20 protein-coding genes are annotated in these 22,650 nt (G+C 64.2%); 9 read left to right on the top strand and 11 right to left on the bottom strand.

The window, feature by feature from the left end:
- Positions 1–10: 10 nt before the first annotated feature.
- From J2S71_RS10725 to rlmD, 5 genes are all read right to left on the bottom strand, one after another.
- Positions 11–1,036: a glycosyltransferase family 8 protein gene (locus J2S71_RS10725; RefSeq protein ID WP_307391733.1), complete on the bottom strand. Its 1,026-nt coding sequence runs from the start codon at positions 1,034–1,036 to the stop codon at positions 11–13.
- A 205-nt stretch (positions 1,037–1,241) separates the two neighbouring features.
- Positions 1,242–2,213 (bottom strand): P1 family peptidase, encoded by a 972-nt coding sequence (locus tag J2S71_RS10720; protein ID WP_307391730.1) that lies wholly within the window; start codon positions 2,211–2,213, stop codon positions 1,242–1,244.
- Positions 2,206–2,817 carry a Maf family protein gene (locus tag J2S71_RS10715; protein WP_307391727.1) on the bottom strand — a complete coding sequence of 204 codons (612 nt, stop codon included), beginning with the start codon at positions 2,815–2,817 and terminating at the stop codon, positions 2,206–2,208. Before J2S71_RS10715 ends, J2S71_RS10720 begins: the two co-directional genes overlap by 8 nt.
- Positions 2,818–2,886: 69 nt before the next feature.
- Entirely contained in the window at positions 2,887–3,072 is a 186-nt protein-coding gene (locus J2S71_RS10710) for a ferredoxin (protein WP_021726252.1), read from the bottom strand.
- A gap of 141 nt (positions 3,073–3,213) precedes the next feature.
- The gene (gene rlmD / locus J2S71_RS10705; protein ID WP_307391723.1) at positions 3,214–4,554 is read right to left on the bottom strand and encodes a 23S rRNA (uracil(1939)-C(5))-methyltransferase RlmD; all 1,341 of its coding nucleotides are present in this window, start codon (positions 4,552–4,554) and stop codon (positions 3,214–3,216) included.
- A gap of 152 nt (positions 4,555–4,706) precedes the next feature.
- Here rlmD and J2S71_RS10700 point away from each other — a divergent pair, with 152 nt between their 5' ends.
- The 8 genes from J2S71_RS10700 to J2S71_RS10665 all read left to right on the top strand — a co-directional run bounded on the left by J2S71_RS10700 (position 4,707) and on the right by J2S71_RS10665 (position 15,475).
- On the top strand, positions 4,707–5,957 hold the full coding sequence (locus J2S71_RS10700) for an arginine deiminase (protein WP_307391721.1): 1,251 nt from the start codon (positions 4,707–4,709) through the stop codon (positions 5,955–5,957).
- A 122-nt stretch (positions 5,958–6,079) separates the two neighbouring features.
- Positions 6,080–7,072, top strand: coding sequence for an ornithine carbamoyltransferase (gene argF, locus J2S71_RS10695; RefSeq protein ID WP_307391718.1), 993 nt, complete (start codon positions 6,080–6,082; stop codon positions 7,070–7,072).
- Positions 7,073–7,466: 394 nt separating this feature from the next.
- Positions 7,467–8,651, top strand: coding sequence for a sugar ABC transporter substrate-binding protein (locus J2S71_RS10690; RefSeq protein WP_307391715.1), 1,185 nt, complete (start codon positions 7,467–7,469; stop codon positions 8,649–8,651).
- A gap of 147 nt (positions 8,652–8,798) precedes the next feature.
- Positions 8,799–9,704 (top strand): ABC transporter permease, encoded by a 906-nt coding sequence (locus tag J2S71_RS10685; RefSeq protein ID WP_232204470.1) that lies wholly within the window; start codon positions 8,799–8,801, stop codon positions 9,702–9,704.
- 16 nt (positions 9,705–9,720) lie between these two features.
- On the top strand, positions 9,721–11,214 hold the full coding sequence (locus tag J2S71_RS10680; RefSeq protein ID WP_307391711.1) for a sugar ABC transporter ATP-binding protein: 1,494 nt from the start codon (positions 9,721–9,723) through the stop codon (positions 11,212–11,214).
- A gap of 12 nt (positions 11,215–11,226) precedes the next feature.
- Positions 11,227–12,216, top strand: a complete 990-nt coding sequence (locus tag J2S71_RS10675; RefSeq protein WP_307391708.1) for an ABC transporter permease — start codon at positions 11,227–11,229, stop codon at positions 12,214–12,216.
- Positions 12,217–12,284: 68 nt separating this feature from the next.
- Positions 12,285–13,781 (top strand): L-arabinose isomerase, encoded by a 1,497-nt coding sequence (gene araA / locus J2S71_RS10670; protein ID WP_307391706.1) that lies wholly within the window; start codon positions 12,285–12,287, stop codon positions 13,779–13,781.
- A gap of 86 nt (positions 13,782–13,867) precedes the next feature.
- Positions 13,868–15,475: a xylulokinase gene (locus tag J2S71_RS10665; protein ID WP_307391704.1), complete on the top strand. Its 1,608-nt coding sequence runs from the start codon at positions 13,868–13,870 to the stop codon at positions 15,473–15,475.
- Positions 15,476–15,500: 25 nt separating this feature from the next.
- Here J2S71_RS10665 and J2S71_RS10660 read toward each other — a convergent pair whose 3' ends face one another.
- The 3 genes from J2S71_RS10660 to J2S71_RS10650 form a co-directional block, all read right to left on the bottom strand.
- Complete coding sequence (locus J2S71_RS10660) at positions 15,501–16,499, bottom strand: LacI family DNA-binding transcriptional regulator (RefSeq protein WP_307391701.1); 999 nt, start codon at positions 16,497–16,499, stop codon at positions 15,501–15,503.
- A 94-nt stretch (positions 16,500–16,593) separates the two neighbouring features.
- Positions 16,594–17,643: a tryptophan--tRNA ligase gene (gene trpS, locus J2S71_RS10655; protein ID WP_307391699.1), complete on the bottom strand. Its 1,050-nt coding sequence runs from the start codon at positions 17,641–17,643 to the stop codon at positions 16,594–16,596.
- Positions 17,644–17,709: 66 nt separating this feature from the next.
- A complete protein-coding gene (locus tag J2S71_RS10650; RefSeq protein ID WP_307391696.1) occupies positions 17,710–18,399 on the bottom strand; it encodes a M48 family metallopeptidase in 690 nt (229 codons plus the stop codon).
- 131 nt (positions 18,400–18,530) lie between these two features.
- On the opposite strand from J2S71_RS10650, the gene J2S71_RS10645 reads away from it, so the two are divergent.
- The gene (locus J2S71_RS10645; protein WP_307391694.1) at positions 18,531–19,145 is read left to right on the top strand and encodes a 5-formyltetrahydrofolate cyclo-ligase; all 615 of its coding nucleotides are present in this window, start codon (positions 18,531–18,533) and stop codon (positions 19,143–19,145) included.
- Here the strand turns inward: J2S71_RS10645 and J2S71_RS10640 are convergent.
- The 3 genes from J2S71_RS10640 to J2S71_RS10630 all read right to left on the bottom strand — a co-directional run bounded on the left by J2S71_RS10640 (position 19,142) and on the right by J2S71_RS10630 (position 22,647).
- A complete protein-coding gene (locus tag J2S71_RS10640; RefSeq protein WP_307391691.1) occupies positions 19,142–20,101 on the bottom strand; it encodes a type II 3-dehydroquinate dehydratase in 960 nt (319 codons plus the stop codon). The genes J2S71_RS10645 and J2S71_RS10640 overlap by 4 nt on opposite strands.
- Before the next feature lie 96 nt (positions 20,102–20,197).
- Positions 20,198–21,502, bottom strand: a complete 1,305-nt coding sequence (locus J2S71_RS10635) for a shikimate kinase (RefSeq protein WP_307391688.1) — start codon at positions 21,500–21,502, stop codon at positions 20,198–20,200.
- A complete protein-coding gene (locus tag J2S71_RS10630) occupies positions 21,502–22,647 on the bottom strand; it encodes a bifunctional chorismate mutase/prephenate dehydratase (RefSeq protein WP_307391685.1) in 1,146 nt (381 codons plus the stop codon). The genes J2S71_RS10635 and J2S71_RS10630 overlap by 1 nt, the downstream gene beginning before the upstream one ends.
- Between the last annotated feature and the right edge of the window lie 3 nt (positions 22,648–22,650).

The raw sequence follows: 22,650 nt of genomic DNA, 5'->3' as shown, positions 1-22,650 counted from the left end.
CCGTGCCTGGCTAGGTGATGTCTCCGCCGATGGCCACGTAGGCCTTGATGAGGCTGGTGCGGCGCTTGGTACCCGGGGGACAGAGGTAGTCAAACGCTGGGAAGACGCCCTTGAAGATGACATTGACCTTTGCCCGGTTGGCGCGTCCCTCCATGCTCTCGCGCGAGTGCTCGAGGCGGAGGCCAAGCTCGGCCGCAAAGGCGCTCCTGGTGGCAAAGTCCCAGAAGACATCTGCCATGTCGCAGCCGGGATAGTCCCACGGGCGGTCGTCGGGCCCGGCGTAGTGAATGATGGCGGGGCTGGAACGCGCCTCCTCGTACTGGGCACGCACATCCTCGGGCGCCTGGGCGATGATGTGCTCGCGGCGGAGGTGCTTCCAGTCCATGAGCGTGTTCCATCTCATGGGTACCTGCACGTATTCGCCATCTGCCAGCATGTTGAGAATGTCCTGGTCGAGCCAGCGCCACATGCGCTGACAGGAGAGTTCGAGCATGTCGGCGATGGCGAAGATGGAGCGGAACGCCTCGAGGTTGAGCAGCACGACCCCCGCCTGAAAATAGCGGGTGGGGTCCGCAAGGCCCAGCTCTTGGGAGAGGTAGGGCTCCACGGTGCCGTCGTAGCCGCAGATCTGTCCCATCATGTCGGCGTCGCGCGTTGCGGCAAGCAGGTACCCCTCGACGTTCGTGTCGTAGAGCTTGGCGATGTCATCGAGCACCACCAGGTCGCTGTCAAGGTAGACGGCCTTGCCGACGTTGGGCAGCAGCCATGGTGCGAGTAGGCGGAAGAACGTCTCGGGGCGAAAGTGGCCGTGGCAGGGAAGCCGTGTCCCCCGGAGCGCGACCTCCGCATCCAGGAATCCCACATGGACGTTATCGTATGCCTCAAGATGCCGCTGGAGCGTGGCGATGGTCGAGGGCACGATGTCGCGCGTGAGGACGATGACGTCATAGGTACGCTCACGGCTTGCGTTCTCAACGAGCGACTGAAGCGCGACGGACATGTAGGGCGCAAAGTACTCGTTGCTGGCAAACACCACGACGACGTCCTCAAAGCCCAGACCAAGCTGATCGGCGCTGGTGGCAGGGGGGGGGTGTCCGGATGCTTGCCGTGGCGGCGTCTTCCATCAATTGCATGCGCCTCGTTTGCTCGTTTCGGGAACAGGGGACGAGCCCGATGGTCGGGCTCGCACGGCCCCTCATTCTACCAGACAGCCCATGGGTGCCAGAGGCCAGGAGCGCACCTTAGGGAAGGTCGCATGCCGCCTTGAGCCCAAAGGCCCCCCGTGCGCTGCATACCCCGTCGGCAATGGCGCCCTCGAGTGCCTGCGTCGCGAGGATGCCAATGGTGTCCACGCCTGCCTCCACCTCACCCGTCGCCATGACGAAAATGGCATCGCCGTCGTTGGTGGTGTGGGTGGGATAGATGGTGTGTGCATAGGCATCGGCGGAGATCTGGGCGACCTTGGTGGCCTTGGCCTTGGTGAGGCGGGCGTTGGTGATGACGCAGGAGATGGTCGTGTTCGTGCGCAGGGGAGGGGTGGCGTCCAGCGCGGTGGCCAACGCGTCCATCGGAGCGAGTACGCTCGCTCCCTCTTCGTCAAGCATGCCTGCGATGGGCGCGCCCGTGATGGGGTCGCGTATGCTCCCGCAGGCGTTGACGGCGCTCACGGCTCCGCAGACGAGTCTGCCGGCCTGTCGGACGGACTGTCCCAGCCCGCCCTTCATGGCGCGCAGGGGTCCCGCCAGCTTACCGACCGTGCAGCCCGCGCCCGCACCAACGTTGCCGGAGGCGAGGGGTGCCGTGTCATCGAGCGCGGCCGCCGTCGCCGCCGCGCCCATGGCAGCCGTCGGCCATGCCGTGGCACTGCCGCAAGCGAGGTCGAACACGCAGGCACCGCTCACGATGGGGACCCTGCCCACGCCCACGTCGAGGCCGATGCCCCGACGCTCGAGCTCCTCGGCGACACCGCAGGAGGCCGCAAGGCCAAAGGCGCTGCCACCCGCAAGCACGATCGCGTGAAGCTCCTGGACGGTCTCCTCGGGACGCAGCAGGTCGGTCTCGCGCGTGGCCGGTGCACCGCCCCGCACGTCCACGCCACCCATGGCACCCTGGGGGCAGAGGATGACCGTGCAGCCGGTACCTGCCTGTCCGTTGGTCGCATGGGCAGCATGGATGTGCGGGATCTGGGTGATGTTGGTGACGTCGCTAGGCATGGCGGCCTCCTGTGAGGGCAGTTTCGCAGAGCGTAGGTGCAGTGGGACAGAGCCGATCCAGCTCGCGCACGACGCGCGCCAGGGGTAGACCGACGACGTTGTCGTAGTCGCCCTCGATGCCCCTCACGAGGAGCGAGCCCAGGCCCTGGATGCCATAGGCGCCCGCCTTGTCCCGAGGCTCGCCCGAGGAGGCATAGGCGGCGATCTCTCCCTCGGTGAGCTCATGGAACGTGACCGTCGTGGTCTCCACGAAGGATGTCTCGCGGCCGTCTGGCGCTATGAGGGCGACGCCGGTCGAGACGTGGTGGCTCCTGCCGGAGAGACTGCGCAGCATGGCCCTGGCGTCCTTGGTGTCCCGGGGCTTGCCGAGGACGGTGCCATCGGTCCAGACGACGGTGTCGGCGGCAAGCACCACGTCATTCACGGGTCCTGCCATGCCATCCCGACAGGCGTGCGCCTTGCCCCGTGCCAGCCGCACCACGAGCTCACGTGGCGCCTCGTCCTCCCGGCGCGTCTCGTCGATGTCCACTGGGCGCACGATGGGTGCGATGCCGATCCGCCCCAGCAGCTCGCTGCGCCGGGGTGACCGTGACGCCAGGATCATGGGCATGTCCCTTCATAGGGCGGCGGGCCCGCATGCGGGCCCGCCGGTGACAGTCTGTGCTCGGATGAGCTATGCAAGCTCGATGGCGCCAACGGGACAGTTGTCGCATGCCTCCTGGGCGGCGTCCTCGTTCTCCTCGGGAACCTCATCGACGGTGACCTCGGCGATGCCCTCGTCACCGATGACAAAGACCTCAGGACACGTGGACTCGCAGAGACCGCAGCCGATGCACTCGTCGCTCACGGTAGCCTTCATGATAGCTTCCTCTCACTTACGATACTTGGGCCCCTTACCCAAGCCTGTCTTGAACCTTTTTACTATTAATGGGTGCAAAACGCTAGTGGCAATTGGGCAGATGACGCATTTTCGAGACGCCCCCGCCACCCGCGCAGACGCCTAGGCGGAGCGTCGGCCTCGTATCCGTCCGAGTATCGTGACCGTCTCCACATGGAAGGTCTGGGGGAAGAGGTCGACGGGCGTCACCGAGCGGGGCACGAATGCGCCCGCCCGCTCGAAGCGCCCGAGGTCACGTGCGAGCGTTGCCGGGTCGCAGGACACATAGGCGATGGCGCGTGCGGGCTGGCTCGAGAGCTTGGCCACGACATCGGCGGCCAGGCCTGCCCGTGGGGGATCGACCACGATGACGTCTGCATCGGTGTCGGGAAACTCGCGCCCGACGTCACCGCCCACGGCGTCCACGTTCCCAAGGTGCGCACCCTCGAGGTTGCGTCGGAGGTCACGTATGGCGGGGCCGTATGACTCGACGGCATCGACCCAGCCCACGCGACGCGCCAGGGGCAGCGTGAACGTGCCCGCACCAGCATAGAGGTCCATCGCCGCATCGTCCTTGCGAGGGGAGAGACCCGCGAGCACGAGGTCCACGAGCCTCTCCGCCCCCCGTGTGTTCACCTGGAAGAAGGAAGGTGCGCTTACGCGCATGCGCTCCTCGCCCACGAGCTCTCCCCAGGAGCCCTTGCCCCAGAGGCGCTCCACGCCCACGATGCGTCGCGCCTTGGCCGACCCCTTGGTGAGCACGCGCACGACGGAGGTGGCCCCGGTGCCTTCGTGCACCACCTTTGCCACCTGTGCGCGCGGGAAGGGCCCGGGCTCGGTCCAGAGCGCGACCTCGACCTCGCGCGTGCGCGCGGAGCTGCGGATGCCGATGCGCTCGAAGGAGAGCCGGTGTGAGTTGGCCAGGTAGGAGACGGCACCGGACACCGCCTTGGCAAGCTTGGCGGAATCCCCCTGCAGCAGGGGACATGCGCTCACCTTGACGACGTCCGTGCCGGCGCGGTCGTGCATCCCCATGAGCGCCCTGCCGTTCCTGTGCGCGAAGGCCAGCTCGACCTTGTTGCGGTAGCCCCAGGGCTCCGCCGGGGCGACGCAGGGGGCGACGAGCCTCTCCGCGCGCGCCGCGTCCATGTGCCCGATGCGCGTGAGCGCGTCCATCACGTTCGCACGCTTGGCCTCAAGCTGGGCGCCATAGGCCATGTGGCCCCAGGGGCATCCACCGCAGACGTCCACAAGGGGGCAGGGGGCCTCGACGCGGCTGGGCGAGGGCTCGAGGATGCGCTCGGCGACTGCCCTGGAGAAGCTCCTGCCATCGTCCGTGGGGCGCGCCTCCACCACGTCACCGGGGATCGCTCCCGCTACGAACACGGTCTTGCCCTCCTCGGTGTGCCCTATGCAGTCCGCACCATAGGTGGCGCGCTCGATGGTGAGCCTCGAGGTGTCCATACGCCCCCTCCCTGTCGGGCCGGCATGATCGGCCTTTGATTCTAACAGGCGCCGCGCCCCCGCCCCGTATGCATGATGGGTGAGGCCGGGCAAACACACATACAATGGGGCAACGAGCAAGGCGTCTGCGACGAAAGCGAGAGGGGACGGGCATGGCCAACCTGCTGTACGTGCATAACGAGATCGGGCGTCTACAGAGGGTGCTTGTGCACAGGCCTGGCAGGGAGCTGCTCAACCTCATGCCGCGCGACCTCAACAGGCTGCTCTTCGATGACATTCCCTTCCTCGAGGTGGCACGCGAGGAGCACGACCAGTTTGTAGAGCTGCTGCGTGCCGGGGGGGCACAGGTGGTCTACCTGGAGGACCTGTGCGCCGAGGCACTTGATGCGGCGGGGTCGCGTGGCGAGTTCACCGACGCCTGGCTCGACGAGTCGGGTCTTAAGGGCGGGCGCGTGCGCGCCGCCGTGCACGAGTACCTGGATGCCCTCCCCACGACGCGCGCCCTGGTGGACCGGTGCATCGCCGGCCTGCGCAAGAACGAGCTTGACCTGTCTGGCCATGCAGGCACGACGCTCGCGAGCATCGTGGGGTACGACCGGGACACCGAGACGGACCTCCTCATCGAGCCCATGCCCAACGCCTACTTCACGCGCGATCCCTTCGCCGTGGTGGGGAGGGGCGTTGCGCTCAACCACATGTACTCCAAGACCCGGCGTCGCGAGACGCTGCTGGGCAGGTTCGTCTTCCGGGATCACCCCGACTATCGCGATGCCCCGCTGTGGTATCGCCGCGACGCCACATACCACATGGAGGGTGGTGACATCCTCAACCTGGGGCCTCGCACGCTTGCCATCGGCATCTCCCAGCGCACCGAGGCAGCGGCCATCGACGACCTCGCCCAGCATATGCTCTGGGCGCTTGCCGAGCACTGCGAGATAGAGGCCATCTATGCCTTCAACATTCCGGTGTCGCGCGCATTCATGCATCTGGACACCGTGTTCACCCAGATAGACGTCGACAAGTTCACGGTTCATCCCGCGATTCTCGGCAACCTCCAGGTGTTCAGGCTCACGCGTGGCGTACGCCGGGGCGAGGTGCGCATCGAGGAGATGAACGATCACCTGGAGCGCGTGCTCGCCCACGCGTTGGGGCTCGACTGCGTCACGCTCATCAGATGCGGTGGGGGAGACCCGGTGGCCGCGGCGCGCGAGCAGTGGAACGATGGCTCCAACACCCTGGCGGTCGCACCGGGGCGCATCTGCGTCTACCAGCGAAACACCGTCACGAACGAGGCGCTGTACAGGGCCGGGCTCGAGCTGATCGAGGTGCCCTCGGCCGAGCTCTCGCGGGGCAGGGGCGGCCCACGCTGCATGAGCATGCCGCTGGCGCGCGCGGACGTCTGAGCACCAGGGGACGGCCACCCGAACGTCACCCTCAGGCGGAGGGAACGTCCTTTTGGGTGCATACTGAGCATCTATCGGCATGCGAGCGACGGCGGTCGCTTCACAGGATGGGAGGCTATCATATGGGCGTGAAACTCACGGGACGCAGCTTCCTCAAGCTGCTGGACTTCTCCACGGCGGAGATAGAGTACCTGCTCGACCTTTCTGCTGACCTCAAGCGCATGAAGCGAGCGGGCGAGCCCCATCGCTGTCTCGAGGGCAGGAACGTGGCCCTCATCTTCGAGAAGACGTCCACACGAACGCGGTGCTCCTTCGAGGTCGCTGCCCATGACCTTGGCATGGGCAGCGTGTGCCTTGACCCCGCGGGATCGCAGATCGGTCACAAGGAGTCCATCGCCGACACGGCCCGGGTGCTGGGGCGCATGTTTGATGGCATCGAGTATCGTGGCTTCGAGCAGGCGACGGTCGAGGAGCTGGCCGCATATGCCGGCGTCCCCGTGTGGAACGGCCTCACGAACGAGTTCCACCCAACCCAGATGCTTGCGGACATGCTCACCATGCGCGAGAGCCTTGGCGAGCTGCGCGGTCGCACGCTCGCCTTCATGGGGGATGCGGGCAACAACGTGGGCAACTCGCTCATGGTGGCCTGTGCCAAGCTGGGCGTGAACTTCGTGGCATGTGGTCCCCAGCAGAGCATGCCCACACCGGAGCTGGTGGCCACCTGCCAGGCGATCGCACGGGAGCAGGGCAGCGCCATCCTGCTCACGCAGGACGTCCATGAGGGTGTTCGCGATGCCGATGCCATCTACACTGACATCTGGGTGTCCATGGGCGAGCCGGACGAGCTCTATGCCGAGCGCATCCCCCTCATGGAGCCCTACCGCGTGACCGCCGATGTCATGGCGCAGGCGCACGATGGGTGCATCTTCCTGCACTGCCTGCCGGCGTTTCATGACACCAGGACCACGAAGGGTGCCGAGGTGGCCAAGAGGTTTGGCATCACCGAGATGGAGGTCACCGACGAGGTCTTCGAGTCCCGTGCGTCCAAGGTCTTCGACGAGGCGGAGAATCGCATGCACACCATCAAGGCCGTGATGTGTGCGACGCTCACGTAGGCGCGGCCTAAGGCATGCGCCTGCCCTGCGGGTTCCTCTCGGATGCGGGCACGGGGGCCTGACCATGCGCGCCCACCCAAGGTGTTCCCTGCTTGGGCGGCGCATGGCCGTATATATAAACAAAGATATAAATATTTTATTATCATGTAGCAGGCATTTACTGAACAATATGATAATGCGTTTAGAAAAACTCCTGTTAAACGGATTGAATCCGTTCATAACTGTTTTATTACCGTTCACAGTACTCGTTCAACTTCTCCAGTGACGATAAGAAGAGAATCCTCTCAAGGGAATGCGTCCCGGCATGGGTCGGATTGATGGCGCACTGACGGATGTCATACGGGCAATGCGCCAATGGGCCTTGCGCGAGCAGGGAATAGAAGGGGGTCTCGTCATGAGCAGTCTGTCTAGGCGCAACTTCGTCAAGTTTTGGAGCGTTGCGGGAGCCGGCCTCGGGGTGGCATCGTTGCTGACCGCCTGCGGCGGCACGGGCTCTGGTGGCTCCGGCGAGGGCGGGAAGATCAAGATTGGCGTCTCCACCTGGAGCTCCACGGATGCGCTTGGCTCCCTGTCCGTCGACATCATCAAGAAGGCCGCCGACGTCTTGGGCGTCGAGACCACGATCGTCGACCAGGGCCACGTCTCCGAGCAGGTCACCGCCTCCGCCGAGACGCTTGCCGCGGCGGGCTGCGACGGCATCGTCATCTGCAACTCCGCAGACTCCGAGATGACCTCCGTCATCAACACCTGCAACGAGAACGAGATGTACGTCACGCAGTTCTATCGCATGATCTCCAAGGATGCCTCTCCCGATGTGTACAAGGCGGCACAGGACTCCAAGTACTATGTGGGCGCCGTCCATGAGGACGAGGTGCTCAATGGCAAGACGCTCATGGGCCTCCTGACCGAGAAGGGCGGCCCCAACGGCACCGGCGCCCGCACCATCTGCCTCGAGGGCTGGACGGTTGGCGACGCCACGTTCCAACTGCGCTGGCAGGGCTACAAGGAGGGTCTCGACGAGTGGAACGACACCCATCCCGACGATCGGGCCACGATGACCGAGCCCGTCTACGCCAACACGTCCTCCGCCGAGGGCGCCAAGGTCACCGAGCAGTTCGTCAACACCTACCCCACCATGGACGGCCTCATCGTCGCCGGCGGGGGTGGGGATCCTCTGGTTGGCTCCATCGGCCAGCTTGCCAACATGGGCAGAACCGGCCAGATCTCCGTCGTGTCGACGGACTTCCTCTCCGACCTCGCCGACCAGCTCGAGAGCGGTGGCATCTTCGCCGAGTCCGGCGGCCACTTCTGTGATCCCCTCTATGCGTTTTTGCTCACATACCAGGCCTGCAAGGGTAAGCTCGCCAAAAAGGAGGGCGAGTTTGGTGCCGAGATCAAGTTCCCCTATGTGTACGTCTCCAGCGTTGACGAGTACCACGAGTACGAGAAGTACTTCGTCGACGCCGCGCCCTACTCCGACGACGAGATCAAGCAGCTCGCAGACATGGGCTTCGATGACCTCAACAAGTGGGCCACGACCCTCAGCATCGATGACGTCAGGCAGCGTCATAGCGCATGACACATCCCTGCCGTTCCCTTGGGGGCATGCGGGGCGAGAGGGAGTCCACATGGTTCCCGTCTGGGCGCTCTCTCGCATATCCACCAGGTGAGAGGATTATTGATGCAAACGTTGCTCAAAAGGCCGCGGCAGAGCCAGTGGCATGGCGTGGGGTTGCTGCTTCTCATTGCGCTTCTGCTTTGGGTCGTCTTCAAGGTCGCCGCGCCGGATACGTTTGGTGCGCCCGACAAGCTCATGTCATACCTCCAGTCGGCCCTCATCTACGCCATCGGTGGCTGTGGTCTGTACTTCATCTGCGTCATGGGCCTCTTCGACTTCTCGATCGGCTCGATGCTCGTACTCTCCGAGCTGCTGGCCATCGCCTTCATTCCCCAGCTGGGATGGGTGGCCATCATCGTCATCCCCATCCTGACCGGTCTCGTCCTAGGCACCCTCAACGGGCTGGCATACATCAAGATGCATATCCCCTCGATCATCGTCACGACGGGCCTCTCGCTCATCTATGAGAGCCTCTCGGTGTGGGTCGCCAACATCAACGGCACCCGCCTTTCCGACTCGTTCAAGCTCTTTGGCGCCTACCCCTGGAACCTGATCGTGGCCGTCGCTGCCTATCTGCTGTGTTGGTTCATCCTCAAGTACACCAAGGTGGGCACCTACACCAACGCCATCGGCGCCAACGAGCTCGTCGCAAGGAACATGGGCGTCGATGTGGATCGCTACAAGGCGATCGCCTTCATGCTGTGCGGTACCTTCATGGGCATCATGTCCATCCTGTACCTGGGCTACGGTACGGCACAGACCCCACTGACGGGCATGCTCTCCCAGGCGCTCAACTTCCAGCCGCTCATGGGCACGTTCTTCGGCCTCGCATTCAGGAAGTACGGGCACCCCGTGATCTCCATCCTCATCGGCGAGTACATCGTGGCCATGATCTTTGCGGGCTTCGTCGCGCTTGGCATGCCCACCACCGTCAACAACATCGTGACCGGCGCCACGCTCCTGGTCATCGTCACGCTCACCACCAGGCGTCGCAACGGCGCCGTCGTCAAGTAGGAGGGGAGGACGCATCATGGCACACGACGTCATGCTTCGTGCGGTGGGCATCGACAGGCGGTTTGGCCCTACCCATGCCGTGGATCACGTCTCTCTTGACTTCCACAAGGGAGAGATCCACGCGCTCATCGGTGAGAACGGTTCCGGCAAGTCCACGTTCACGAACATGCTCACGGGCATCATCCCCATCGGGGAGGGCAGCTTCGAGCTGGACGGGGAGAGGATCGCTCCCAAGAACCAGGTTGACGCGAACCATCACGGTGCCGCCGTCATCGTTCAGGAGCAGGGCACCCTCGACGGCCTGACCGTGGCCGAGAACATGTTCTTGGGCGACGAGGGACAGTTCATGAAGGGTGGCATCAAGAACGCCGCCGCCATGCTCAAAAGGGCCCAGGAGCTGCTCGACGACTATGGGCTGAGCCACATACGGGCAGCCGACCCCATCGAGCACTATGCGTTCGAGGACCGCAAGCTCGTCGAGATCGTGAAGTCCACCTGGTTCAAGCCCAAGGTGCTCGTCGTGGACGAGACGACGACGGCCCTCAGCCAGAACGGCCGCCACAAGCTCTTCGACATCGTGAACTCCATCCGTGACGATGGCCGTACGGTCATCTTCATCAGCCATGACATGACCGAGGTCCTGGCGATGTCCGACACGATCTCCATCCTGCGCGATGGGGAGTTCGTCAAGACCGTGTCGGCCAGGGACGTCACCGAGGACGATCTCAAGACCCTCATGGTCGGTCGCCGGATGAGCGCTCATTACTATCGAGAGGACTATGGCGAGTCCCTGGCGAGCGACGTGGCGCTCTCGATGCGCAACGTGAGCGTCCCCGGCGAGCTCGAGGACGTCTCGCTCGATCTGCACAGGGGAGAGATCCTGGGCATCGGCGGCCTCTCCGAGTGCGGCATGCACGAGGTCGGCAAGGCGCTCTTTGGTGCCTCCTATGACCGCAGCGGCGAGGTCACGCTCGCAGACGGCACACCGGTCGACGGCATCGACACTGCCATCGACCACTCCATCGCCTATGCCTCCAAGGACCGTGACAACGAGTCTCTGCTCATCGCCGACACCATTCAGGACAACATCACGCTGCCCTCCCTACGCAAGATGGGGCTGCCCCTCCTTGGCACGCGGCAGCGCGCGTTCGCCGAGAGGTATGCCAGGGAGATGTCGGTCAAGATGGTGGACGTGAGCCAGTTCGTCTCGGCGCTCTCGGGTGGCAACAGGCAGAAGGTGGTCCTTGCCCGCTGGCTGGGCGCCGAGTCCGACGTCCTCCTGCTCGACTCTCCCACGCGCGGCATAGACATCAAGGTCAAGGCCGACATATACGACCTGCTCGACCAGATGCGCAGGGAGGGCAAGGCCATCCTCGTGATCTCCGAGGAGATCATGGAGCTCATCGGCATGTGCGATCGCATTCTCGTGATGAGGGACCACAGGGTCGCCGGCGAGCTCGCACGCTCCAAGGACATGACCGAGCAAGACCTCATCTCCCTGATGGTTTAGGAGGCACACGAGATGACTGACACCAAGACCGCCTCGGTGACCGTCGCCGGGGACCCCCAGGACGGCAAGGGGGGCATCCTCTCGCGGATCAACGTCCGTTCCGTCCTGCCGCTGTTGGGCTTTCTGCTCATCCTCGGATTCTTTGCCGTGGCGACGGGGGGTTCCATCGTTCATCCCAAGAACGTGAGGCTCATCCTCAACTCGACCTATGCGCTCATGATCGCCTCCATCGGCGTGTTCATGATCATGTCCATGGGATCGCTCGACTTCTCACAGGGCTCCATGATCGGCGTGTCCTGCATCGTGGTGTGCACACTGTCCAACGTCAACCCAATCCTTGCCGTCGTGGGTGGCGTGGCGACCGGTGCTCTCATCGGCGCCGTCAACGCCTACTTCCACGTGCGTCGCCAGATAGCATCGTTTATCGTCACGATCTGCACCATGTTCCTGCTTCGTGGCGTGGTCGCCTTCCTGACGACGAACTCGCCCGCTCAGGGCGCTGGCTACCTGCAGAGCCAACTCAATGACCCCACGCTGCTCCTGGCAATCACCATCGGCTGCCTCGTGGTCTTCTACCTGGCCTTTACCTTCACCCCCCTGGGGGCCAGCCTCAAGGCCATCGGTGCTGGACAGACCGCCGCACGCTTTGCGAGTGTCAATGTGCCGCGCACCAAGGCCCTCGTCTACATCGCCGCGGGTGCCATCACCGGCTTCGCGGCGTTCGTCCTCGCCATTCGCAACGGCTCGGTGACCGCCACAGGCGGCAGCATGATGGAGACGCAGATAATGCTGGCATTGGTGCTGGGCGGCCTGCCCATCTCGGGTGGTGCGAAGGTACGTTTCTCCAACATCGTCGTCGGTGTCCTCACATACTGCATCCTCGACCGTGGCCTGTCGATGATGGGGCTTGAGGCTGCTCCCAAGCAGCTCGTCATGGGCATCGTCTTTCTGGTGTTTCTTGCCCTCTTCTCCGATCGCGAGGCCAACCAGGTCATCAAGTAGCCATCTGTCGCCCATCGCCCAGACGGGTGATGTCATCTCGTATGCATCTGTCACCAGGAGGTATTGTCATGCTTGGCATCAAGAGGTATCAGTTCTGGTTCTGCCCCTGCACGCAGGATCTCTATGGCGATGAGGTCCTCGCCCACGTCGCGGAGCACTCCGCCGAGGTCGTCGGTGCCCTCAATGCCAGCGACGAGGTTCCCTATGAGGTCGTGCTCAAGCCCAACCTGCTGACCTCCGACGTCATCCAGGCCACCTTCGATGCTGCGAACGCCGATGACTCGTGTGCCGGCATCATCACCTGGGCGCATACCTTCTCGCCGGCAAAGTCCTACATCCACGGCCTGCAGGACCTGAGGAAGCCCCTCTGCCAGTTTGCGACCCAATACAATGAGGAGATTCCCTGGGACACCATAGACATGGACTTCATGAACGAGAACCAGGCAGCTCACGGCGAACGCGAGCTGGGCCATATCTTTGCCCGCATGCGCTGGGCGCACAAGGTGGTCTTTGGACATTGGAGGGATCGTGACGTCCAGGCGGACCTGGGCCGCTGGATGCGCGTCGCCGTTGGCGTCAACGAGAGCCGTGCCATCCGCGTGTGCCGCTTTGCGGACACCATGCGCAACGTGGCGGTGACCGACGGCGACAAGGTCGAGGCCGAGGTCAAGCTGGGATGGACCGTTGACGCCTGGCCCGTGAACGACCTCGCCCCCTACGTCGAATCCGTCTCCGATGCCGAGGCAAGGGCCCTTGCCGACGAGTACTACGAGACCTATGACCTTGTGCTCGATGGTCGCGACCTCAAGGAGTTCCGCCGTCACGTCGAGGTGCAGGCGGCCCAGGAGATCGGCATCGAGCGCTTCCTGACGGAGCACGATTACAACGCCTTCTCCGATCACTTCGGTGACCTTGGAGCCCTCAGGCAGCTCCCGTCCCTGGCCATACAGCGTCTCATGCAGAAGGGGTTTGGCTTTGGCCCCGAGGGCGACTGGAAGACGCCCGCCATGGTTCGCCTCATGAAGGTCATGACGGCCGGCATGAAGGGTGGGCGCGGCTCTGCGTTGATGGAGGACTACACCTACAACCTGGTCAGAGGCAAGGAGGGCATCCTCGAGTCCCACATGGCAGAGGTCGATCCCTCCGTTGCGGAGGGGAGGATCGCCATGCGCGTGACCCCACTCTCCATGGGCGAGCGCGAGGACCCCGCACGCCTCATCTTCACGGGAAAGACGGGGCCTGCCATCGCCACGTCCCTCGTTGACATGGGTAACCGCTTCCGTCTCATCATTCAGGACGTCGATTGCAAGAAGGTCGAGAGGCCCATGCCCCTGCTGCCGACCGGCACCCTGTTCTGGGAGCCTCGCCCCAACCTCAGGGTGGGTACCACGGCCTGGATCTATGCGGGCGGCGCCCACCATACGGCCATGTCCTTCGACCTCTCTGCCGATCAGATGGCCGACTGGGCGGAGCTCATGGGCATCGAGCCCGTCATCATCGACGCCAACACCAACCTGCGCGACTTTCAGCGCGACCTCAAGTTGGGCGAGATCTGCTACCGCTAGGCCCTGGATCGCTCGCATGGCGGCTTGAGCACATCCCCGGCCGCGCTCCCCCCTGGGACGCGGTCCCTTCCACAAGGAGGAGGACTATGGCACGAGACAGTCAGGACATCAAGTACGACCTCGACGCGGGCACGTGCGTTCTCGGCTTGGAGTATGGCTCCACGCGCATCAAGGCGGTGCTCATCGACTCTGCCAACGAACCAGTGGCCATAGGCACCTTCGACTGGCAAAACAGCTTTGACGGCACCTACTGGACCTACCCTGAAAAGGAGCTGCTGGGTGGCATGCAAGCCGCCTACGCCTCCCTCAAGGCGGATGTCAAGGCTCGTTACGGGATGACGCTCCGCCGCATCGGGGCCATGGGCATCTCGGCCATGATGCATGGGTACCTGCCCTTTGACGCCGAGGGCACGCTGCTGGTTCCCTTTCGCACCTGGCGCAACACGACTGCGGCCCAGGCGGCCCGCGAGCTGTCCGACCTCCTTCGGTTCCATGTGCCCGAGCGCTGGAGCGTCAGCCACTTCTATCAGGCGGTGCTTGATGGGGAGGCGCATGTGCCGCACGTCTCCTTCCTCACGACGCTCGCGGGGTATGCCCATTGGAGGCTTACGGGCAAGCGGGTGCTTTCCGTTGGTGACGCCTCGGGCATGTTCCCCATCGATTCCCTCACCAGGGACTACGATGCAGCGATGCTGGACAGCCTTGACAGGGCCCTGGCCCAGAGGGGGGTCAGGCAGAGCTTCGGGGACCTGCTGCCCGAAGTACTGACTGCGGGGTCAGAGGCGGGGCGCCTGAGCGATGCGGGCGCACACCTCCTGGATGTGGGGGGTGACCTCGAGGCGGGCTGTCCCCTCTGTCCACCGGAGGGAGACGCCGGCACCGGTATGATGGCCACGAACTCCGTCGCCCGGCGTACGGGCAACGTGTCCGCAGGCACGTCGGTCTTCTCGATGGTGGTGTTGGAGCATCCCCTCAGGGATGCGACGCTGTCCCAGATCGACCTGGTGGCGACGCCCGTTGGCGATCCCGTTGCGATGATTCACTGCAACAACTGCACGTCCGACATAAACGACTGGGTCGAGTTCCTGATGGACTACTCCCAGACCATGGGAACCCCCGTGGACAGGGACGACGTCTACACCACGCTCTTCAATGCGGCGCTTGGCGCCGACAGGGACGCGGGTGGCCTCGTGAGTCTGCCGTTCGTTTCCGGAGAGACGGTCATGGGCGTGCGGACGGGCCACCCGCTCTTCATGCGCAAGCGAAACGCACGCTTCACCATCGCGAACTTCATGCGCATGAACGTCATGGCCGCCTTCGGGGCGCTTGCGGTAGGCCATGAGGCCCTCAAGGCCGAGGACGTGCGGATCGACAGGCTCTATGCGCATGGTGGCATGTTCAAGACGCCCGGGGTCGCCCAGACGATCCTCGCGGCCGCGCTTGACGTGCCCGTGACCGTGATGGCGACGGCAGGGGAGGGCGGTGCCTGGGGTCAGGCGCTAGCCGCATCCTACATGCTCAATGGGGGAGAGGGAGAGTCTCTCGCCGACTTCCTGTCCCGGCGCGTCTTCTCGAACATGGAGAGCGTCACGATTGGGCCCGACGCGGACGATGTGGCGGGTTACAGAACCTTTCTGAAGGACTTCACGAAGGGCAACGAGGTCGAGAAGGCCGCCGAACGACACTTTGCCTGAGGCCGACTCGTCACAGGCTCGTGTGCTAGAGGGTTCTCACGCTGTCCCGCTCGACGAACGAGGTCGAGATGTGGGTTGTGCACACAAAGCTCTGGGGGCTCTTGACCTGTGCCATGAGCTTCTGTACGGCCATGATCCCCATGTCGTGCTTGGGAACGTGGATCGTCGTGAGGGCGGGAAGCATGACGGTGGCAATGGGCAGGTCGTCGAAGCCCACCAGCGAGACATCCTCGGGAACGCGGATGCCTCGCTCGAGCAGGGCGCGCATCATGCCACAGGCCATGACGTCGTTTTCAGCGAAGAACGCCGTCGGGAGTTCGGGGTTGGTGTCCAGCCACCTCTTGGAGTCCCGATAGGCCAGGGAGAGCGTGGTGCCCACGGTCACGCAGTACCTGTCATCAAAGGACAGGCCAACCTCGGCGAGGGCATGCCTGCAGCCTCGCTCGCGCAGGGGGAAGTTGCGGATGACGGGGTCGCCCTTGAGGTAGCCGATGCGCTCGTGCCCGTGGGAGATGAGGTAGCGCACCGCACGGTACGAGGAGCTCTCGTTCGAGATGACGATGGACTCGATGAAGTCGTGGTAGCACCAACCGTCAACGATGACAAGTGGAACGGATGGGCTGTGAAGCGGCCTGTAGTCCTCCTCGTCCATCTCGGTTCCCAAGAGGACGATGCCCGAACCGACATCCTGGCACAGCCGTCGCATCTGCAGGGAGGAGTCGGGATCGCTCAGGTCTATGGTCACATAGCCCGTGCCCAGGCCATTCTTTCGGGCCTCACGCTCGACGCCATTGATGACCGCAGGATGGAAGTCCGACTCGTCGAGGACGAGGCCGCTTTTTCGGACGATCACGAACTGGATGCGCGTGAGACGGCTTGGGAGGTTGTATCTCAGCCTTTGCGCAGCGCTGAGGATGGCCTTGGAGGTCTCTCGCCTCACGCCGTGCTTATGGTTGAGCGCGTTGGAGACCGTTGCCGGCGAGAAGCCGGTCTCTCTGGCTATGTCGCGGATCGAGACGCCCATGATTCAGTCCAAAAAACGTTTATATCAGTGTTTACTACACTGTACCCTATCGAGCGGAGCAGGCCCGCGGCATCGAAGGCCCACGGCTCATGCCCTAGTACACCATGCCCATGACCTCGCGCACCTCGTCGAGCGTCCTGGTGGCAATCTCGTTGGCACGGCGGTTGCCGTCATGGATCACGTCCCTGACGTAGTCCAGGTCGCCCTCGTACTGGTGGCGCCGCTCGCGGATGGGGGCGAAGCAGTCATTCACGGCCTGCGTCACGTACTGCTTGAGCTGACCGGCACCGCCCCCACCGATCTCCGCGGCAATGTCTGCGGGGTCGCGGTTGGTACAGATGCCGGCAGTGGTGAGCAGTGCGGACACGCCGGGACGGTTCTCGGGATCGAACGTGATGGTGCGCTCGGAGTCGGTCTTGGACTTCCTGATGAGCCTGGCCGTCTCCTCTGGCGTCATGCTGATGGAGATGGCGTTGCCATAGCTCTTGCTCATCTTACGGCCGTCGAGGCCGGGGATGAGCGGCGTCGACGTGAGGAGGCCCGCCACGTCGGGGAAGACCCTGCCATAGCGCTCGTTGAAGCGGCGGGCGATCCTTGCCGCCATCTCGATGTGGGGGAGCTGGTCGCGTCCCACCGGCACGATGTTGCCCTTGCAGAACAGGATGTCGCAGGCCTGGTGCACGGGGTAGGTGAGCAGGAGTCCCGTGAGGGCGTGGCCCGATGCCGCCTGCTCGGCCTTGACGGTGGGGTTGCGCCTCATCTCCGTCTCGGTCACGAGCGAGAGGAACGGCAGCATGAGCTGGTTTGCCGCCGGCACGGCAGAGTGCGTGAAGATCATGGTCCTGGCGGGGTCGATGCCGCAGGCGAGGTAGTCCATGACCATGTTATAGACGTTGTCCCGGACGTGTTCGGTGGTGTCACGGTCGGTGATGACCTGGTAGTCCGCGATGATGATGCTGGTGCTGACACCCAGGTCCTGCAGGCGAACGCGCTCCTTGATGGTGCCAAAGTAGTGGCCAAGATGGAGTCGTCCGGTGGGACGGTCGCCCGTGAGCACGCGGTACCTGTCGGGGTTGGCCCCGAGGTCGTCCCGGATCTGGTTGCTGCGGCGCAATGCCGCCTCGTAGCTGCCCTCGTTTGGCATGTATGCTCCTCGTCATCCGATGTGCGACGCTCCCCATGATACGGCACCGGAGGCAGCGATGCGCCCTCATCGCTGCGGGGGATCGTCGCGCAGCTGGGCGCGCGCCTCGCTCCAATGGGGATGGTATAGGCCCATGAGCCTGTAGAAGTTCTGGTCGTGGCTGGGTTCAAGCAGGTGGCAGAGCTCGTGGACGACCACGGACTCCAGGCAGGGGGGCTCGCGGTAGGCCAGCTCAAGGTTGATGGTGATGTCGCCCGTGCGTACGTTGCAGGAACCCCAGCGGCTCGTCATGCGACGTATGCGCGTGCGTGCGTGACGTACGTCCATCGCGCGCTCATACCGATAGAAGAGCTCCTTGAGCCTGTCCGCGAGCATGCGCTTGGCCAGCGCGTCGACGGTGGCGCGGACGCCGTCCACGTATGGGCTCCCCTCGGGGAGACCCACCCACAGCACATCCCCATCCAATCGCGCGAGGCGGCGTGGCGCCACCTGAACCGAGAGGACGTACGTGGTTCCGAGCAGGACTATGCGGCTACCATTCTGCCAGCGCGTTCGCTCGTGCAGGGAGCGGTCCCTCATCTCCCGAAGTCGCCCGTCAATCCAATCGGCGTGCCCCATCACCATGCGCTCAAGGTCTTGCGCACCCACGCGCAGAGGCGCGCTGATGCGGAGCGTGCCGTCGGGACGCACGCGCATGTTGATGTGGCGCACGCCGCCACGATGGAGCGCTACGTCATAGGGGCCCATGCGAACCATGCGCTCGCGCTCTGTCCCACCACATGCGACCATTGACCATCTTTTCGTGTGCTTCGCCATTTGACAGAACTTTGATCAGGAGTCTAGGCTATCGTAGCCTCAATTGTTTTGTACATTGCGTAGGAGATGGGATGATGGCAAGCTCTCGGGGTGAGGACGCCAGCAAGGATGCGTTGCGTAATGGTTACATCACTGCGTGCGATGGCCTTTCGTCCCGCATACGCAAGCGTATGGACAGCGAGCTTCTCGTCCATCTGATCAACCTCTCCGAACTGCGCCGTGCGCATGTGCTCTTGGGCTATGTCCCCTATCGCGGCGAGGTCGATTGCATGCCCGTCATGGAGGACGCCCTCTCTCGGGGCGTTGCCGTCGGGTTGCCCAAGGCAACCAACGACGAGCGGTCGCTGAGGTTTGTGCGGGTGGACTCCCTCTCCCATCTCAGGCGGGGCCCTCGTGGCTTCCTCGAGCCGCACCCACGTCACAGTGAGCCTCTGGACACGAATGACAGGGAGTCGGTCTGCCTCGTGCCCGGTCTGGTCTTTGACGCGCGCGGCTATCGCATAGGCTACGGCGCAGGCTACTATGACAACTTCCTGAGGTGGTATCCCGGACTTAAGGTGGGCGTCGCCCGCAGCCTGCAGGTAAGCGGGAGCCCCCTTCCCATAGAAGCGCACGACGTGCCTGTCGACATGCTCGTGAGCGATGCCGCCATCTGGCAGTGCCGCAGGAAGCACGATCTGGCCTAGCCCCTGCCCGTGTGGGGATGCGGCGTGAGGGGGCTGCCACCCTCCCGTGCGTCCCCCAGATGGTCGGCAAGGCTTCTGATGGCGTGCGCATAGCCTTGGATGCCCTCGCCCGCGATGGTCTCGAGACAGGCGGAACGCAGGTAGGAGACCTGTCGAAAGTCCTCTCGCATATCCACCCGTGAGATGTGAACCTCTATGGTGGGTATCGAGACAGCCCTGAGGGCGTCAAGGAGGGCAACCGAGGTGTGCGTGTACGCTGCGGGGTTGATGACGATGCCATCAAAGACGCCATAGGCGTCCTGGATGGTATCAACGATGTCTCCCTCATGGTTTGACTGGAAGCAGGTGCAGCGAGCGAACCCAGCCTCGTGCGCCGTCGTGTGGCACAGTTCGAGGAGGGTGTCAAAGCTCTCGCTACCGTAGAGGTCGGGCTCCCTAATGCCCAGCATGTTGATGTTGGGGCCGTTCACGACAAGCAGGGCGGGCCGCCCCGTGGGCTCGCCCTCGTCCTCTTCCTCCTCGACGTCCGCCAGCAGCGACGCAAGGAAGTCCACCTCGTCATGGGCGTCGTCCTCGTCGTCCGCATCAAGCGTGGAGGAGACGAGTGTCCCGACGTCCTCCTCGCCATGCGACCCTCGAATGACGCTCACCTTGAGACGGTGCTCCTGGTTGGCCGGGGCATCCTCGGTGTCCACGCCCCCATTCGTCCCGCAGAGCTGTGACACGGCGTCGTACACGCTGTGCACCGCATTGGGGCCAAAGACCACCTCTATGCCGCTGTGCCCCCGCTTGGTTATGCCCAGCACGCCAGGGACGTCAAAGAGGGCCGTCTGGTCAACCTTGTCTGGGTCGACGAGTGCCAGCCTCAGGCGTGTCATGCAGAGCGTGCTGGAGACGACGTTCTGTGCGCCGCCAACGCTTTGGAGCACCTTGCTCGCCACTGCATCCACATCCATACCGGGCACCTCCGCCATTCATGCGTACCGTCACCGTTCCGAGTATAGGCAGCGCCGCAAAGGTACCTTGTCATACTTTCGGCGAGCGTCGGGGTCTCAAAACGCAGATGAGGGATGGGAGAGGAGTCTCTGTATGAGTTGCGCGTCCGATGCGGCCGACCCCGTGCAGTCGATCGTGACGTCCGCCCATCGCTCGTAGAGGGCCGTGCGCTCGGCGGCCAGGGCCTCGATGCCCCGCGAGATGGAGAGGGGGCGGCCCTCGCTCGAGAGCTCGTCAAGCGGGCGTCTGATGAGAACGATGGTCGCGTTCTGGTGAAGGAGCCAATAGTTCTCGGGACGCGTGACGATGCCGCCACCACAGGCGATCACCATGCCCGAGCGGGCACCATAGTTGCTGGCGACGGCAGTCTCGATGGCCCTGAAGGCATCCTCGCCGTCACGCTTGATGATGTCCTCGGGCGATGCCTGCCTGAGCCGGATGGCCTCGTCGAGGTCGACAAAGGGGCGCCTCATCAGACGGGCCAGGCTCCTGCCCGTGCTGCTCTTCCCTGAGCCAGGCATGCCTATGAGGGCCACGTTGAGGCGGCGTGCGCGCAGGGAGGCGACCAGGGCATCCATGCGCTTGCCTGGAATCGTGCCTCCTTGGAAGAGCTCGCTGGATCGGACGGCCTGCCCCACCAGCATGGCAAGGCCCGACTCGCAGGGGATGCCGCGCTCCTCCGCCATGAGGCAGAGCCCCGTGCGCAGGGGGTTGTAGACCACGTCCAGGATGCCGCCGAGATGGGGCAGTCCATCCAGATGGTGCCTTGAGAGCGGCGAGGCGGGGCAGGTGGGACACATGCCCACGGGCGTTGCGTTGACCACGAGGGTCGTGTTACCCTGTCGCTCGACGAGGGTGTCGTAGGTGTTCGCGCCCGTGCGGGAGATGACCGTCACGTGGGCGCCGGCATCGGAAAGCGCGGCCTGGACGGCCTGGCTCGCCCCCCCCGATCCCAACACGAGCGCCCTTGTGCCCGCGAGCGCCCCTTCGGCGGGAGCCCCCCACACGCGACGGGCGAACCTGTCGAGCATCCACGCGAAGCCGGCGTAGTCCGTGTTGTCGGCATAGATGCTGCCGTCAGGCCTCCGCACGAGCGTGTTGGCCACACCGAGGCGTCGCGCCCGCACGCTTGCCTCGTCGGCAAGCTCGAAGGCCCTGCGCTTGTAGGGTATGGTCACGTTGATGCCACGCCAGCTTCCGGCGCGGACGAATGACTCGACGTCCTCGGGCTCACGCTCGAAGAGCTCATAGGGGGCCGACCCCAGCTCCGTGTGAATGGCTGGCGACCAACTGTGCCCCAGCGTACGACCCAGAAGGCCAAAGGGCGCATCCACTTGGGACGATGGGCTCTCGGCGGGCATCAGATGACCTCCGCATAGCTACCCAGATAGCGCAGTTCCTGGCAGCTGCCCTCGAGGGTGCGCATGAGCCTGAGGAACTCGGGGGACGTCGCATCTGCGGCAAGGTCGAAGTAGAACATGAACTCGAAGTCGCGGTCGGGGATGGGACGGCTCTCCAGCTTGGTGATGTTGATGTCGAGCGCATAGAAGGTGCCGAGCACCTTGTAGAGGGCGCCTGGCTCGTGGTCAAGCACGAGCATGAGCGTCGTCTTGTCCGCGCCCGGGTAGATGACGAGGTCCTTGGCGATGCACGCGAAGCGCGTGTAGTTGTTGTCCTGGTCCTGCACGTTGCGGGCGAGCACGTTGAGCCCGTAGAGGTCGGCGCACGCCCGCGACGCCAGCGCGGCGATGCCCCTGTCCGGGCTCTCTGCGACCCTGCGCGAGGCCGAGGCGGTGTTCTCGCAGGCATGGACGCACACGCCCCCGAGCCCCGCGAGGAACCCCTCGCACTGTCTGATGGCCTGCTCATGGCTGTAGACGTCCGTGATGTCCGCCAGGGTGCAGCCGGGCTTGGCGAGCAGGTTGTGGTCTATCTTCACGCGACAGCTGCGCGCGATGTGGAAGTCGTGGCGCATCATGAGGTCAAAGACCTGGTTGACCGAACCGGCCGTGCTGTTTTCCAAGGGCAGTATGCCGTATTGGCAGAGGCCCTCCTCGACAACCTTGAAGACGCCCTCGAAGCTGTCGAAGTAGGTGATGTCCGCATGGCGGAAGAGACGATCGGCGGCGATTTGCTGGTAGGCGCCCTCGCTACCCTGCGTCGCCACGAACGCGCTGGTGGGAAACGATCGCGGCATGGCGCCGAGGGCCTGGGTGATGGCATCGGAGATGTGCGTGTCGGTGCCCAGGTGCTGGGACTGTCGGGCACGGGAGATGGACATGAGCAGCTCCATCAGGACGGCCGTCTGGTCCTTGAGGCCCTCTGGGGCGCGCTGCATGGCGCAGCGCACGACGGCACGCTCACGCGAGCGGTCGAGCACGGGGATGCCATGGGCCGCCTTGTATGCCGCAACCCTGTCGGCGCAGTCCATGCGCTCTACGAGGAGATCCACCATCTGGCGGTCGATCCTATCGATATCCTGGCGAATCTGTCGGAGGTCTTCCACAGG

It is taken from the genome of Olsenella profusa DSM 13989, from assembly GCF_030811115.1.
GTDB classification, from domain to species: Bacteria; Actinomycetota; Coriobacteriia; order Coriobacteriales; family Atopobiaceae; genus Olsenella_F; species Olsenella_F profusa.
The sequence above is the reverse complement of the archived record's forward strand: the minus strand, read 5'-3'. Positions and strand labels throughout refer to the sequence as shown.

Excerpts from the sequence above, each read along its gene's own strand:
- rlmD (WP_307391723.1), bottom strand. The coding sequence starts at position 4,554 with ATGGACACCTCGAGGCTCACCATCGAGCGCGCCACCTATGGTGCGGAC.
- J2S71_RS10675 (WP_307391708.1), top strand. The coding sequence starts at position 11,227 with ATGACTGACACCAAGACCGCCTCGGTGACCGTCGCCGGGGACCCCCAG.
- J2S71_RS10660 (WP_307391701.1), bottom strand. The coding sequence starts at position 16,499 with ATGGGCGTCTCGATCCGCGACATAGCCAGAGAGACCGGCTTCTCGCCG.
- J2S71_RS10700 (WP_307391721.1), top strand. The coding sequence starts at position 4,707 with ATGGCCAACCTGCTGTACGTGCATAACGAGATCGGGCGTCTACAGAGG.
- J2S71_RS10690 (WP_307391715.1), top strand. The coding sequence starts at position 7,467 with ATGAGCAGTCTGTCTAGGCGCAACTTCGTCAAGTTTTGGAGCGTTGCG.
- J2S71_RS10635 (WP_307391688.1), bottom strand. The coding sequence starts at position 21,502 with ATGCCCGCCGAGAGCCCATCGTCCCAAGTGGATGCGCCCTTTGGCCTT.
- J2S71_RS10710 (WP_021726252.1), bottom strand. The coding sequence starts at position 3,072 with ATGAAGGCTACCGTGAGCGACGAGTGCATCGGCTGCGGTCTCTGCGAG.
- J2S71_RS10720 (WP_307391730.1), bottom strand. The coding sequence starts at position 2,213 with ATGCCTAGCGACGTCACCAACATCACCCAGATCCCGCACATCCATGCT.
- J2S71_RS10680 (WP_307391711.1), top strand. The coding sequence starts at position 9,721 with ATGGCACACGACGTCATGCTTCGTGCGGTGGGCATCGACAGGCGGTTT.
- J2S71_RS10650 (WP_307391696.1), bottom strand. The coding sequence starts at position 18,399 with ATGGTTCGCATGGGCCCCTATGACGTAGCGCTCCATCGTGGCGGCGTG.
- J2S71_RS10715 (WP_307391727.1), bottom strand. The coding sequence starts at position 2,817 with ATGATCCTGGCGTCACGGTCACCCCGGCGCAGCGAGCTGCTGGGGCGG.
- araA (WP_307391706.1), top strand. The coding sequence starts at position 12,285 with ATGCTTGGCATCAAGAGGTATCAGTTCTGGTTCTGCCCCTGCACGCAG.
- J2S71_RS10665 (WP_307391704.1), top strand. The coding sequence starts at position 13,868 with ATGGCACGAGACAGTCAGGACATCAAGTACGACCTCGACGCGGGCACG.
- trpS (WP_307391699.1), bottom strand. The coding sequence starts at position 17,643 with ATGCCAAACGAGGGCAGCTACGAGGCGGCATTGCGCCGCAGCAACCAG.
- J2S71_RS10640 (WP_307391691.1), bottom strand. The coding sequence starts at position 20,101 with ATGGATGTGGATGCAGTGGCGAGCAAGGTGCTCCAAAGCGTTGGCGGC.
- J2S71_RS10645 (WP_307391694.1), top strand. The coding sequence starts at position 18,531 with ATGATGGCAAGCTCTCGGGGTGAGGACGCCAGCAAGGATGCGTTGCGT.
- argF (WP_307391718.1), top strand. The coding sequence starts at position 6,080 with ATGGGCGTGAAACTCACGGGACGCAGCTTCCTCAAGCTGCTGGACTTC.